The following is a 13304-nucleotide window of genomic DNA, read 5'->3' as shown; positions in this document are numbered from 1 at the left end:
AGCCATAAATGAATAAAAAATCTACGCTCCCGGTTTTCTTCTGCATCCCAGATCTTACCGGTTTTACTAGGTTTATGACTTCTACCGATCCAGAGTTTGCCAACAAGGTTATTACTGCGCTTTTGAACAAAGTAATTGCTGCAAACATTTTAGAGATGAACGTAGCCGAAATTGAGGGCGATGCTATATTTTTTTACAGAACGGGAAGACTGCCAGCAGTTGGGAAAATAGCCAAGCAATGCACCGTGATTTTTGAAACATTTAACGATGTAATCGCATCGTTTGAAAAGAACGACAATAAAAATTACGAGAAATATTTGGCTAAAAACCAATTAGGTATAAAAATAATTATCCATTATGGGCATATCAACATCACCAAAATACAAGGAAGGGTAAAATTATTGGGCGAAGATGTTATTTTGGTGCATAAACTTTTGAAAAACAGTATAGCAGTACCATGTTATATATTACTCACAGATAATTATCTTGAAAAAATAAGAGATAAAAAAGTGGTTAAAAATTGGTTTAACTGGGAAAAATTGAAACGTGGGAAAGACAAATACGATCACTTTGGCGTAACCTATTATTCTTACATAGCTTTGCCAGAGTGTAAAGATTTTAATAAGAATAAATAGTAATCCCTAAGAAACCGATGGCACACAATATCAAACCGCACATAAAAATGTTGTAAGACCAGCTCAACAATTTATATTTCTTTATCAACACGCCCCCTAGATGGTAAATATCAACCGTCATGCTATCATAAAGATCATTTTTTTCTTCTTTTAAGCTTTTAATATGTGCAACAAATTCGTTCAGTTTTAATTGGGCAAAATTGCCGAAGAACAATACGCTACTATCCTTGTTCTGCAACTCAAACTTTTGTTTTGTGGTGATATTTGGCTTTGCAGACAATATGGCGAAGGTTACAGAAATAAGACTTGTGATCACCAAAAGTAACATCGGGAAAACAAAACGCACATGCCTAAAGCCTTCAGAATCTCCAAATGTATATCCCGATCCAAAGAGCGTAATGATCACAGAAACAACAATGGTATTTATACTGATCATAATATTGGCCTTTTTATCAGCCATAGAGCTTAACTCCATGTGGTAACCATAAACCGATCGGTATAGCGTTTCTATACCCCTTCCTAGTTTCTCTACCTTTGCTTTGGTGCTTTCTTCTTTTAGGTGTATCTTATACTGGTCGTTTTTTGATTTTTCGATAGATTCTCTTTGCTTCTTAATGTTTTTTTCTCTTCTGCCTCCATATTTGGCAACCGCAACAGAAGTCTTAAATCTTTTAGATATTAAAAACTCCAATTGTAATTGAGCCCATTCTAAATCAGAATAAATCTTATTGTTGATTTTCTCCCATTCACATCTCAAAAGCTCGGCCCTTTCTTCAAATTTCTTTTTGCCCATGTTCACATAATCGGCATCATGTATGATCTCTTCGCTTAAAGATTTCTGTTGGTTCCCTACCTTGGTACTCAAAATCAAATTGCAAATATTTTCCAGTCTTTTTTCGGGGAAACCCTTGCCAAGGTATTCCTTAACCATCTTAATGCTCTCTTCTTCGTGATTTTCTGGGCTTTTGGTATAGCCCGAATCATGGAACCAAGCGGCGATGATCAAATCTTCCTTTTCGTCTGGTGCCAGTTCATAAGCCTCTGCTAACTCTTTAACCGTATCTGCGGTTTGTTTGGTATGGGCAAAATTATGATAGATATAGGTCTCTTTTAATTCTTCTTTAAAAAGTTTAAAAATATGTTTAGAGATTTCCTCTTCGGTATGTTTTGCGATCATAATTAATTTTAAAAAACCAATTTAATATTAAATCAAAGGATGGTATAAGTTTTGATTAAATTCTACAAACTTTTAATTCACAATTTTTACTCCAAAATGCATAAATTTTTATTACTATCATCTTTTTTGATTTTAACTGCCTGTATTGATCCTACAAAAATATTCAACGATGAGCAAAAAGGAGAAGGGATTTTTAGTGATGATTATGAGGTTTACGAGATGCCCAGAGAGCTTAAAGAAATATCTGGATTTACCTTTATAACCGATAGCATTGTGGCCGCAATTGAAGACGAACATGGTTTGATCTACTATTATGATCTTAACAAAAATAAAACTATCAATACTTTCAGATTTGCAGGCGATGGCGATTATGAAGACATCTTGAGAGTAAAAAAAGATTTATTTGTGCTAGAAAGCAAGGGAGATATTTATCAGGTTGCCAACTTTAAATCAAAACCAATGGTAACAAAATTTAAAACCCCCTTAAAAAGCAAAAATGATATAGAAGGTTTGGCTTATGATGAAGATAGCAACAGCATTTTGATGTCTGTAAAAGAAAAGAATTTAGAAAAAGACGATGATGAGGCAAAACAAAAGAATATCTACGCTTTTTCTTTGAACACCAAGAAATTTAATACCATACCTGCCTATAAAATAAAGTTTGAGACCATAGAAAAACATTTTGAAGGAGATAAGTTAACCGAAATATCTAAAAGGTTTTTAAGAGCCGTTGGTAACGAGAACCAAAATGAGATAATAAAACCTACTGCATTAGCTTTTAAACCAAGCACACAAGATCTATATGTGCTTTCTTCTATCAATAATATTATTGTGGTAATGTCTAAAGCAGATACCATAAAACAGATCATCCCATTTCACGGCAAAGCCTTTAGCCAGCCAGAGGGCATGGCTTTTAATAGTAAAGGAGAATTATTCATATCAAACGAGGGTCATAAACATCCGGCAAATATCATTAAAATAAAAAAATTAGATGCAAAATAAATTTACCAAAACCATTGGCCTAGTAGCTATTAGCCTATTTTATTTCTCTTGTACCACCTATAAACCTTTTTATGCCAAAAGCGAAAAAGATTGGAAAAAAGCAAACAACCCAGATTCCCTTTCTCTCTCTTATACTGTTTTTTTAATTGGGGATGTGGGCAAGCCCGATATTGATCAGCAAGAGCCAACTTTAAAGTTGTTGCAATCTCAGATGTATCAAACGGATACCGTTTTTTCGGCCGATAAATCAGATACTACCGTAAAAGTAACCTCTAGCCCAAAAGATGCCGTAATTTTTATGGGAGATAATATTTACGAACACGGAATGCCAAAACCCGATGCGCCAGATCGTAAGCTGAAAGAGCAATATATTATTGAGCAGATGAAAGTGGTTAAGGACTTTAAGGGCAAGAAAATTTTTATTCCCGGCAACCATGATTGGGATAAAAGCCATCCTGATGGTTTAGAGACCTTAAAAAGAGAGGAAGATTTTGTGGAGAATTATTTAGACAGTGCCGATGTTTTTTTGCCCACCAACGGCTGCGCAGGCCCCGTAGAGATTCAAATGAATGGCAATTTGGTAATCATAGCTATTGATAGCGAATGGTGGTTAACGCCATATCACCGATCAGACCGCCATGAGCAAGGCTGCTCGGTAGAAAACGATGATCAACTAATTGCACAGATCAAAGATATTTTAATCAGGAACAAAGGAAAAAACATAGTTTTTACAGAACACCACCCGCTTTTCTCTAATGGCAAACATGGTGGCCATTTTACTTTTTTAGATTATATGTTCCCTTTAACATTGGTTAGGGATAACCTCTATATTCCGCTTCCCGGTTTAGGTTCTCTTTACCCACTTTTAAGGCAATACGGTTTATCTAGGGAAGATATTTCTAACAAACACTACCAAGATTTGAAAAATAGGTTATTGGCAACTTTTAACGATGAAAAAAGTTTGGTTATAGCATCAGGCCATGAACACGCCTTACAACTAACTCCCTATAAAAACATACACCAAGTTATAAGCGGGGCAGGGAGTAAAAATAGTGCCCTATCTAAAGGTAATGGTGCTTTATTTGGCCACGGCACTAAAGGTTTTGCAAGATTAAACTATTACAGTAACGGACAATGCTGGGTAGAGTTTTGGGAGCCTGTTGGCGATGGCAGCAAAGGTAAACTGATGTATAGGTCCCCGTTATATTCTTTACCAGCTGGCAAAAAAGAGGTAATTGCAGAAAAAAAAGAGAACTATAGCGACAGTACAAAATTTGTTGCCGTTGGTGAGAGGTACAAGGCATCTAAATTTAAGCAGTGGGTTTTTGGCGAGCATTACAGAACAGTTTGGGCTACACCAATTACCATCCCTTATTTAGACCTAACAAAATTTGCCGGTGGATTAAAACCCTTACAATTGGGCGGCGGCCACCAAACCACTTCTTTGCGTTTAGAAGGGAAAAACAAAATCCAATATCAATTTAGAACCATAGACAAAGATCCATCTGCGCTATTGCCAGAAGGCTTTAGGCCTACCTTTGCAGATGACATAGTGCAAGACCAAATTTCTTCGGCACATCCCTACGGGGCTTTAGCAATCCCCGGCATGGCTGCTGCAATTGGCGTTTTCCATACAGACCCGAAAGTTGTTTATATGCCCTACTCTAGGCTATTAGGCCCTTATCTGCAACAAATTGGTGGCCGTATAGGTATTATAGAAATAAGGCCCGATGAAGATTTATCTGCATTCAAAGAGTTTGGATACACAAAAAATGCGGTAAGCACAGAAACAATGTATGAGAAGCTAAAAAAAGACAATGATAATAGCGTTGATCAAAAAAGCTTTTTAACCGCTAGGTTATTTGATATGTTGATCGGCGATTGGGACAGGCATGAAGACCAATGGCGCTGGGCAGAGTTTGAAAATAAAGGAAAAGGAGCCGTTTACAAACCTATACCAAGAGATAGAGACCAAGTATTTACAAAATTTGATGGTTTGCTCCCCAAATTGGCCTCAAAAGCAATCCCAGATGTGCAAAATTTTGGGTTCAAAATTGAAGACCCGGCAAAACTCTCTACCTCTGCTAGAAATCTAGACAGGCGATTATTAAACGAGCTGACTTACCAAGATTGGATTAGCATTGCCAAAAAAATGCAAAAGGAATTAACTGATAAAGTGATAGAAAACTCGGTTAGGCAAATGCCAAAAGAAGCTTATGCCCTATCCGGAGATGATATTGTTGCAAAATTAAAATCGAGAAGAGACCAATTGGTTGATGTTGCCAAAAGTTATTATAAAACCTTGGCCAAAGAAGTAACCGTTTCTGGTTCTGATAAACATGAATTTTTGAATATTGACAGAGAAAAAGACAGTACGGCAGTTACCATGTACAAAACCAAAAAAGATGGTAAAATTGATAAAATAATTTACAATAGAATTTTTAATAACGATGATACTCATGAACTTAATTTTTATTTATTGGATGATACCGATAGTTTGGTGATCAAAGGGAAATCAGATTATCCGATAAAAATTAGGGTTGTTGGTGGCAAAAAGAAAGATTATTTGGCAGATGATGCCGAAAACGGCAAAACTATATTCTTTGATAATCTTAATACCACTTTTAAAACGGCCGGTAATACAGATGTTAGAAAATCTGATAAAGATTGGGTAAATGAATACTTACCTAACAACTTTAATTACGATAAAAAATCGCCTTTTTTAAATGCCGATTATAGAAACGGGAAAGACGGCCCTTTGCTAGGTTTGGTTTATAACGTAAAGCATTATGGTTTTAGAAAAGAACCATATAGTTATGAAGAAAAATTTTCTTTGTTACATTCTTTAACCACTAAAGGTTTATTTGCAAAATACAATGCTACCTTTTATGATCTTTTGGCCCATAAATATGATTTGGTGGTAAAAAGCAGCTATTCTGGCCCGGCCTATAAATTTAATTATTACGGCATTGGTAACGGTACCCAAAACATTGACGATAAAATAAATTTTTACAGGGTAAGATCAGAAACCATTAATGTGGCCACTTATTTCCAATACCATATATCTGATGATATAAAATTTGGCATCGGCCCTGGTTTCGATTATTTTAGGATAATCCCCTACTCTGACCCTAATTATTTAGCTACCTTAAACTTAAGCTTTACCAACCCCGCTAAATTTTTAAGCTTAAAATCTTACTTAAATTTCAGTTTTGTTGATAATGATAAAATGCCAAAAACTGGCTTTAAATGGGAAAACGCTGCCGAGTACTTTGCCGAGATTAAAGGAGAAAGCGACAAATACCTTCATTTAAGCTCTATGGCTTCGTTCTACGCTACACCAAACGGAACTTTCCCGGTTACTTTTGCGCTAAGATTGGGCGCAATGACCAATATTGGCAGCTACAAATTTTACCAAGCAAACTCCATTGGCAACAGAGATTATTTGAGAGGGTTTAGAAACGAGCGTTTCTCTGGAAAATCGGCCTATTTTGCCAATACCGAGGTTCGTTTGCCTGTATCTTCTTTTAGAAACTATATTTTTACCGGCGATTTTGGGGTTTATGGCTTTTACGATATAGCAAAAGTGCGCAATAATTTTGCAGAGAGCAGAGATTGGCACCAAGGTTTTGGCCCAGGTTTATATATCAATTTTTACAATAAGTTATTGGTTTCTGCAGGCTATGGCTTTTCTAGGGAAAGTAAATTGATTTCTTTTGATTTTGGGTTTAGATTTTAGGCTAGAGGCAAGAGGTTAGAGGCAAGAGGTTAGAGGCAAGAGGTTAGATGCAAGAGGTTAGAGGTTAGAGGCTAGAGGCAAGAGGTTAGAGACAAGAAGCAAGATATGAGTATCAAGACTTGTCCTTCGCTTTATCCTCAAAATTACGTCATTTAGGATTAAAATTATTTTAGGATTGCCTGTGTTAAATAAACCTGATTGGAGTGGAAATCCTTTTATTTTTTTTTGGGAAAAATTAAAAGATTGCAACAAAAAGCAGGGCTAGCTTAAATTGTTTTGCACTAGCCTTGCTTTTCAAAAAATTTACCACCCGAAATTGATTTTCTTGTCTATATCTGGGTGCAAGCTGTAATGCACCGGGCAATTTAATGCGGCGTTCTCTAAAATTTTCTTTTGCTTATCAGAATAATCTGCCGCTTTAGGAAATTTGAAATTAACATGAATTTCAGAAACCCTTCTTGGATCGGCAGCCATTACCTTGGTTACTTCTGCCGTTGTATTATGGATATTGATCTGATGCGTATTCGCGGCAATACCCATAATGGTGAGCATGCAATTGGCCAACGATGTTGCCAAAAGGTCTGTTGGCGAAAAAGCTTCGCCTTTGCCTTGGTTATCTATCGGTGCGTCTGTAATAATTTCTTTGCCCGATTGTAGATGGGTAGAGGTGGTTCTTAGGCCGCCGTTATAAATCACTTTAGAAGTTGCCATAATTTTATTTTTCCCAAAGCTAATCATTTAGGCAAAAGTTAAGGCTAAAGCCATCCCGATAAATTTATAGAACATAAAAAACGGCCTCAAAACCCTTGACCCAATAAAGTTGAGGATTTGAGACCGCTTAGTTGATCATTTGTTGTTAATAATTCTGTTGTACTTTTAACCCTACTTTTGTGGTATCATTTGTAGAACTGATCAAGCCTTTGCTCCAGATAGTGTAGATTTTACCGCTTTCTATGTTTACGTTATCTAAAGTGGCAACGGCAGTTTCACTGTTAGACCTAGTGGTAAAGCTGTAGGTTTTACCCCCATCAATCTCTGTAAACAAACTTTGAGATTTATAAGTTTGGTTAGAAAAAAGGGTAGAATCTGAGGGGTTTGAAGTACTTTTTAAACTTAAACTTAATGCGGGTGCATCTGGGCTTAAATTTAGAAACCTTACCCTGGCTTTACCTACCGTTGGGACTGTTAATGAATCTTTTAAGATCAAAAACTGTGGTTCTGTTGCTTGCCCAATTACGTAAATAGAATAGAATTTGCCGCTTTCTGCTAAAAAGTTGCCGGTTTTGATGCTATCTGCGCTACCTGCTTTAAAGATCCCGAAGGTCCTGTTGCCACCATAAATATTGAAGTAAGGCAAACGCTCAGAAAAATTGAAGGGGGCAGAATTAACCCTTTGGTTATTGATCACAAAATCAAACGATTGCAAACCGGGTGCTGCATGGATTACAGACAATGCCGCAATATTTGGCGTTGCGTTATCATTATTATTTTTTAAGCAAGAACTTAACGAGAACATTAAGGCAATTGCCGCTAAGCCATGGATAAGGTATTTCTTTTTAGAGATTTTAATTGAATTTTTCATATCTTAATAATTGTTGTACTAGTTATAAACGAAACTATCATCTGTTTCGCTACAATCAATTGTCATTTTTTTGAAAAAAGAACATTACAACATTATTAGGTTTAATTTATTGCGGTTATAAATATGTTAGCGGTAAGCGTACAAAAAATCTCGACCGCAATTAAATATCTGCAAACTTGGAATTCGATAACTTTTGAGTTAACATTACGCAATGAATTCTCAAAAACAAATCATTTTTTATGAATACTATTTCACTGACTTCTATTTGGAGCAAACCGAAAAAGCGCAAGAAAAAATTTAATACGTTTTTAAGATTGTGAGAACTGTACAAAATGTTCCTAAAAAATTCCTTGGCCACATGACAGGGACCGACGGGCTTTACGAAATACGAATTGAATTTGAAAGCAATATTTACAGAATATTTTGCTGTTTTGACAAAGGAAATTTAGTTGTCCTGTTCAACGGCTTTCAAAAGAAATCCCAGAAAACACCGAAAAAGGAAATCGACTTGGCATCGAAATTAAAAAACGAATATTTCAATTCTAAAAAGGAAAAATCATGAACAAAGAAAACCTAAGAAATGCTAAAAACTTTGACGAGTTATTAGATATTAAATATGGAAAAATCGGGACCGAAAAGCGGGATGAATTTGAGGAAAAAGCTCAATATTTTGTAATTAGCGAAATGTTGAAGGAAGCCCGAAAAGAAGCAAATATGACGCAGGAGCAATTGGCTGACAAAGTTGGAACAAAGAAAAGTTATATTTCTAGACTAGAAAACGGAAAATGCGACATTCAACTTTCGACGCTTTACAGAATTTTTGAGTTTGGACTTGGAAAACGAATAAATTTAATTTTTGGATAAAAACGCCTACCGCTAACCGTAAATTTGCACAAAAATGGCTGACGGTGGTTTACGTTAATTCATTCGTTAATTATTTAGTTATGTGCGGTACTACAAAGGTTCTGCAAGCAATGCCATTTCTGCGCAAATTTCCAAACCGATAAATGATCTGAAACAAAAAAGGCCAGCTTACATAGCCGACCTTTAAATGATTTAAACATCTATTTTATTTCTTTTTTATTTCTTTAAAAGCTTTGCCATTGCAGCTCCAATTTCTGCGGGAGATTCTACAACGGTAATCCCACATTCTCTCATGATCTTCATTTTTGCCGCTGCAGTATCATCGGCACCGCCAACAATAGCACCAGCATGCCCCATTCTGCGCCCAGCAGGTGCAGTTTGCCCGGCAATAAAACCAACAACTGGCTTAGTGCCATTTTCTTTGATCCACATAGCAGCTTCGGCTTCCATGCTACCGCCAATCTCACCGATCATAATAATTCCGTGAGTCTCTGGATCGTTCATCAATAATTCTACCGCATCTTTAGTAGGCGTACCGATAATTGGATCGCCACCAATACCAATGGCAGTGGTAATACCTAAACCGGCTTTTACAACTTGATCAACAGCTTCATAAGTTAAAGTACCAGATTTAGAAACCACACCTACATTACCTTTTTTGAATATGAAACCCGGCATAATACCAATCTTGGCTTCATCGGCAGTAATAATTCCTGGGCAGTTAGGGCCAATTAAACGGCAATCTTTACCCGTGATATATTCTTTTACTATGATCATATCCTTAGTTGGGATACCTTCGGTAATGCAAACAATTACTTTAATACCAGCTTCGGCGGCTTCCATAATGGCATCTGCGGCAAATGCTGGCGGTACAAAAATAATAGAAACGTTTGCTCCAGTTTTATCAACCGCATCTTTAACGGTATTAAAAACAGGTTTATCTAAATGTGTTTGCCCACCTTTACCCGGCGTTACGCCACCAACAACTTTGGTTCCATACTCGATCATTTGGGTGGCATGGTAAGTACCCTCATTACCCGTAAAACCTTGAACTATAACTTTAGAATCTTTATTAACTAGAACACTCATTTTTATTTTTTTTGTAGGGCAAAGCTAACAGAATGAACAAGAATCTCAAAGCTTAAAAAAGAAAAATTAAGGTTTTAATTCAGTTAAGTGTAAAATTGGATTGGTTTTGATAAAAATTGAGCGTTTTTAAAAAAATTGGGTGTTTTTGATGAATTAATTTGAAGTTTAAATTAAAGATTTGGGAGTTTTAACATTCTTGCCCGTACAGGCGTGTTATCCACTATAGCTTTTTTTCTGTCCTTCGACCCTGCTCAGAGCGACAATGCCCAGGATGACAGAAAAAAAGCCTACCCAAATTACAGGCTGCGCTGCCATTGCTATCGCTAACCGCACTTATATTATGGAAACCAACTAGGTTTCTGTTTTATTTATACCACCAGAGCTAAATTGCAAATCGTAAAGCTTTTTATAATAACCATCTAATTTCAACAATTCTTGGTGGGTTCCCATTTCCATCATTTCGCCCTTTTCTAAAACGATGATCCTATCGGCATTTTGAATGGTTGATAAACGATGGGCAATAACGATAGAAGTTCGGCCAGTCATCAATTTCTCTATCGCAGTTTGTATCAATTCTTCTGTTTCTGTATCTACGGATGAGGTTGCCTCATCTAAAACCAATATCTTAGGATCATAAACCAAAGCTCTAATAAAAGAAATCAATTGCGCTTGCCCAACAGATAAAGTTGCGCCACGTTCTTGCACATCGTACTGGTAACCACCGGGCAACCTCATGATAAAATCATGTGCACCAACATCTTTTGCGGCCGCAATAATCTGTTCTAGGGTAATATCCGGATTATTTAAGCTGATGTTATTTTGTATGGTATCAGAAAACAAGAAAACATCTTGCAAAACCGTAGCAATTTGCGAGCGTAAAAATTTAAGTTCTAAATCAGAAATATTAATGCCATCAATAGTTACTTGGCCTTTGCTGATCTCATAAAAACGGTTTAAAATATTGATGGTAGATGATTTACCAGCTCCGGTTGCACCAACCAAAGCCAAAGTTTCTCCTTCTTTTACCTCAAATGAAATATCCTTTAAAATCCATTCGTCATCTTTGGGCATTTCGTTTGTTTGTTTGTAAGAAAACCAAACGTTTTTGAAAGCTACCTCCCCTTTTAAATTCATCGGCCTAAGCTTGCCCTCATTTAAAGTTTTCTCTTTGGTATCCAATACCGTAAAAATCCTATCGGCGCCCACCATGCCCATTTGTAAGGTATTAAACTTATCTGCCAATTGGCGAATAGGCGTAAACAACATATTTACGTACATAATAAAAGCCACTACCACGCCCGGCGAAACTTGGTTATTTAAAATGCTCTTTGATCCGTACCAAACCAATAACCCGATTGAAAGTGCAGATATAATCTCCACCACAGGAAAAAATATAGAATAATACCAGTTAGAACGTATATGCGCATCGCGATGCAATTCATTAATATCATTGAATTTCTTAAACTCTTGATCTTCCCTTGCAAAATATTGGATGATACTTACCCCAGAGATATGCTCTTGTAAAAAAGTATTGATCAATGATATTTGAGTGCGAACTTCTTGGAAAGCAACTTTTATCGCTTCTTTAAAAACATAAGTAGCTATCATCAAAAAAGGCATCGGTATTAAAATGATCAGGGTTAAGCGCCAATCTTGATAAAGCATTACCCCAATAATGGCAATAACGGTTAGGCTGTCGCCGATGATGGAAATCAAACCTTCGCTAAATATATCTGCGATGGTTTCCAGATCTGAAACGGTACGGGTAATCAACTGCCCAATGGGTGTTTTATCGAAATATTTTAAACGGAGTTTGGTAATATGGTTAAAAACATCCATCCTTAGATCTTTGATAACAGATTGCCCCAAAGAATTGGTTAAAAAAGTCTGGAAATATTGTATGCCTGTTTGTGCTAATAACAAAGCAACCATCAATAAAACCATTTGCAGCAATCCGCTGGCATCGTTAAAAAAGATATATTTATCTAAGGTAATCTGAATCAAAAACGGACGAACCGGAGCAATTGCAGCGATAGACAAAGTGAGTAAAACCGACCAAAAAAACTTTGATCTATAGGGTGTTGCATAAGACATTACCCTTTTAAGCAATCCCCAATCGTATGTTTTCCCGGTTACTTGGCTTGCCATTTATTTGATGTATGGATATTTTACTGATGTTAAAAATAAGCCACAAGCAGGTACAGATGCCCCTGCCGATGAACGGTTTTGACTTTGGATGATCAGGTGCAAATCTGAAGATTTTAGTTTCCCTTTACCTACTTCTACCAAAGTACCTACTATTGCCCTAACCATATTTCTTAAGAATCTGTTTGCCGATATGTGAAAAATTAATCCTTCGTGAGTTACTTCCCATTCTGCTTTTGTGATTTTGCAAATATTGGTAAAGTTATCTGCATTGGCTTTACAGAAAGCTCCAAAATCTTCATATTGCATTAAAATGGCAGCCGCAAAGTTCATAGAGGCTACATTCAATTGATCCCTAACCAGCCAACTTGTTTCTGTTTTAAAAGGATTTTTATTAAAATGAATATGATATTGGTAAGAACGTGAAACGGCATCAAACCTGGCATGAGCGTCATTTTTTACTTTAATGATATTTTTTATGGCAATATCATAAGGTAACAGACCATTTAAAGATTTAATGACATTTGAAAAATCTGTTTCAGCAATGTCATTTTCTAAATCAAAATGGAGATAGAACTGTGTGGCATTAACTCCTGCATCTGTTCTACCGCAACCCAAGGTTTCAATAGGTTTTCTAAAAAAAGTATGTAATGCTTTGTTTAAAACTTCTTGGACGGTAATGGCATTGGGTTGGGTTTGCCAACCATGATAAGCTGTACCTTTATAAGAAATCTCTAAAAAATAACGATCAAAATTATCCAAGCAGCAAATTTAACCCAAAATGCTTTTTACAAAGAAATTTATGTGAAGGATTTTTTAAGTTTGCAGTTGTAATCTGTGGCTTTTAGAATTGGCAAGATGTAATCGGTTCTTTTTATGATGATGGACTGGTAATCGGTAATCGGTTTCTGTTATGATTGGAAAGGTGTAATCGATTCTTTCTATGATGATGGACTGGTAATCGGTAATCGGTTTCTGTTATGATTGTAAAGGTGTAATCGGTTCTCCTTAGGGCGATGGACAGGTAATCGGTAATCGGTTTCTGTTATGATTGTAAAGGTGTAATCGGTT

General features: G+C 36.3%; 11 protein-coding genes. 5 read left to right on the top strand and 6 right to left on the bottom strand.

Annotated elements, in window-relative coordinates:
* Nucleotides 1-8: 8 nt before the first annotated feature.
* Nucleotides 9-635 (top strand): DUF2652 domain-containing protein, encoded by a 627-nt coding sequence (locus I5M32_RS14560; RefSeq protein ID WP_200587647.1) that lies wholly within the window; start codon nucleotides 9-11, stop codon nucleotides 633-635.
* Here I5M32_RS14560 and I5M32_RS14555 read toward each other — a convergent pair.
* Nucleotides 619-1812 carry a Pycsar system effector family protein gene (locus tag I5M32_RS14555; protein WP_200587646.1) on the bottom strand — a complete coding sequence of 398 codons (1194 nt, stop codon included), beginning with the start codon at nucleotides 1810-1812 and terminating at the stop codon, nucleotides 619-621. The genes I5M32_RS14560 and I5M32_RS14555 overlap by 17 nt on opposite strands.
* Nucleotides 1813-1908: 96 nt before the next feature.
* Here I5M32_RS14555 and I5M32_RS14550 point away from each other — a divergent pair, with 96 nt between their 5' ends.
* On the top strand, nucleotides 1909-2814 hold the full coding sequence (locus I5M32_RS14550) for an SdiA-regulated domain-containing protein (protein WP_200587645.1): 906 nt from the start codon (nucleotides 1909-1911) through the stop codon (nucleotides 2812-2814).
* On the top strand, nucleotides 2804-6553 hold the full coding sequence (locus tag I5M32_RS14545; RefSeq protein ID WP_200587644.1) for a metallophosphoesterase: 3750 nt from the start codon (nucleotides 2804-2806) through the stop codon (nucleotides 6551-6553). Before I5M32_RS14550 ends, I5M32_RS14545 begins: the two co-directional genes overlap by 11 nt.
* 303 nt (nucleotides 6554-6856) lie before the next feature.
* On the opposite strand, the gene I5M32_RS14540 is transcribed toward I5M32_RS14545, so the two are convergent.
* Together I5M32_RS14540 and I5M32_RS14535 are read right to left on the bottom strand one after the other, a co-directional pair.
* Nucleotides 6857-7264: an OsmC family protein gene (locus I5M32_RS14540; protein ID WP_200587642.1), complete on the bottom strand. Its 408-nt coding sequence runs from the start codon at nucleotides 7262-7264 to the stop codon at nucleotides 6857-6859.
* Between the two features lie 145 nt (nucleotides 7265-7409).
* Complete coding sequence (locus I5M32_RS14535) at nucleotides 7410-8135, bottom strand: DUF4397 domain-containing protein (protein WP_200587640.1); 726 nt, start codon at nucleotides 8133-8135, stop codon at nucleotides 7410-7412.
* 316 nt (nucleotides 8136-8451) lie between these two features.
* Here I5M32_RS14535 and I5M32_RS16760 point away from each other — a divergent pair, with 316 nt between their 5' ends.
* Nucleotides 8452-8697, top strand: a complete 246-nt coding sequence (locus I5M32_RS16760; protein ID WP_317193141.1) for a type II toxin-antitoxin system RelE/ParE family toxin — start codon at nucleotides 8452-8454, stop codon at nucleotides 8695-8697.
* A complete protein-coding gene (locus I5M32_RS14525) occupies nucleotides 8694-8999 on the top strand; it encodes a helix-turn-helix transcriptional regulator (protein WP_200587638.1) in 306 nt (101 codons plus the stop codon). Before I5M32_RS16760 ends, I5M32_RS14525 begins: the two co-directional genes overlap by 4 nt.
* A gap of 216 nt (nucleotides 9000-9215) precedes the next feature.
* On the opposite strand, the gene sucD is transcribed toward I5M32_RS14525, so the two are convergent.
* The 3 genes from sucD to truA form a co-directional block, all read right to left on the bottom strand.
* Nucleotides 9216-10088, bottom strand: coding sequence for a succinate--CoA ligase subunit alpha (sucD, locus tag I5M32_RS14520; RefSeq protein WP_200587636.1), 873 nt, complete (start codon nucleotides 10086-10088; stop codon nucleotides 9216-9218).
* Between the two features lie 351 nt (nucleotides 10089-10439).
* Nucleotides 10440-12236 carry an ABC transporter ATP-binding protein gene (locus I5M32_RS14515; RefSeq protein ID WP_200587634.1) on the bottom strand — a complete coding sequence of 599 codons (1797 nt, stop codon included), beginning with the start codon at nucleotides 12234-12236 and terminating at the stop codon, nucleotides 10440-10442.
* Nucleotides 12237-12995, bottom strand: coding sequence for a tRNA pseudouridine(38-40) synthase TruA (gene truA / locus I5M32_RS14510; protein WP_200587632.1), 759 nt, complete (start codon nucleotides 12993-12995; stop codon nucleotides 12237-12239).
* Nucleotides 12996-13304 lie beyond the last annotated feature (309 nt).

Origin of the sequence: Pedobacter segetis (genome assembly GCF_016623585.1) — a bacterium.
Classification (GTDB): Bacteria; Bacteroidota; Bacteroidia; order Sphingobacteriales; family Sphingobacteriaceae; genus Pseudopedobacter; species Pseudopedobacter segetis.
The sequence above is the reverse complement of the archived record's forward strand: the minus strand, read 5'-3'. Positions and strand labels throughout refer to the sequence as shown.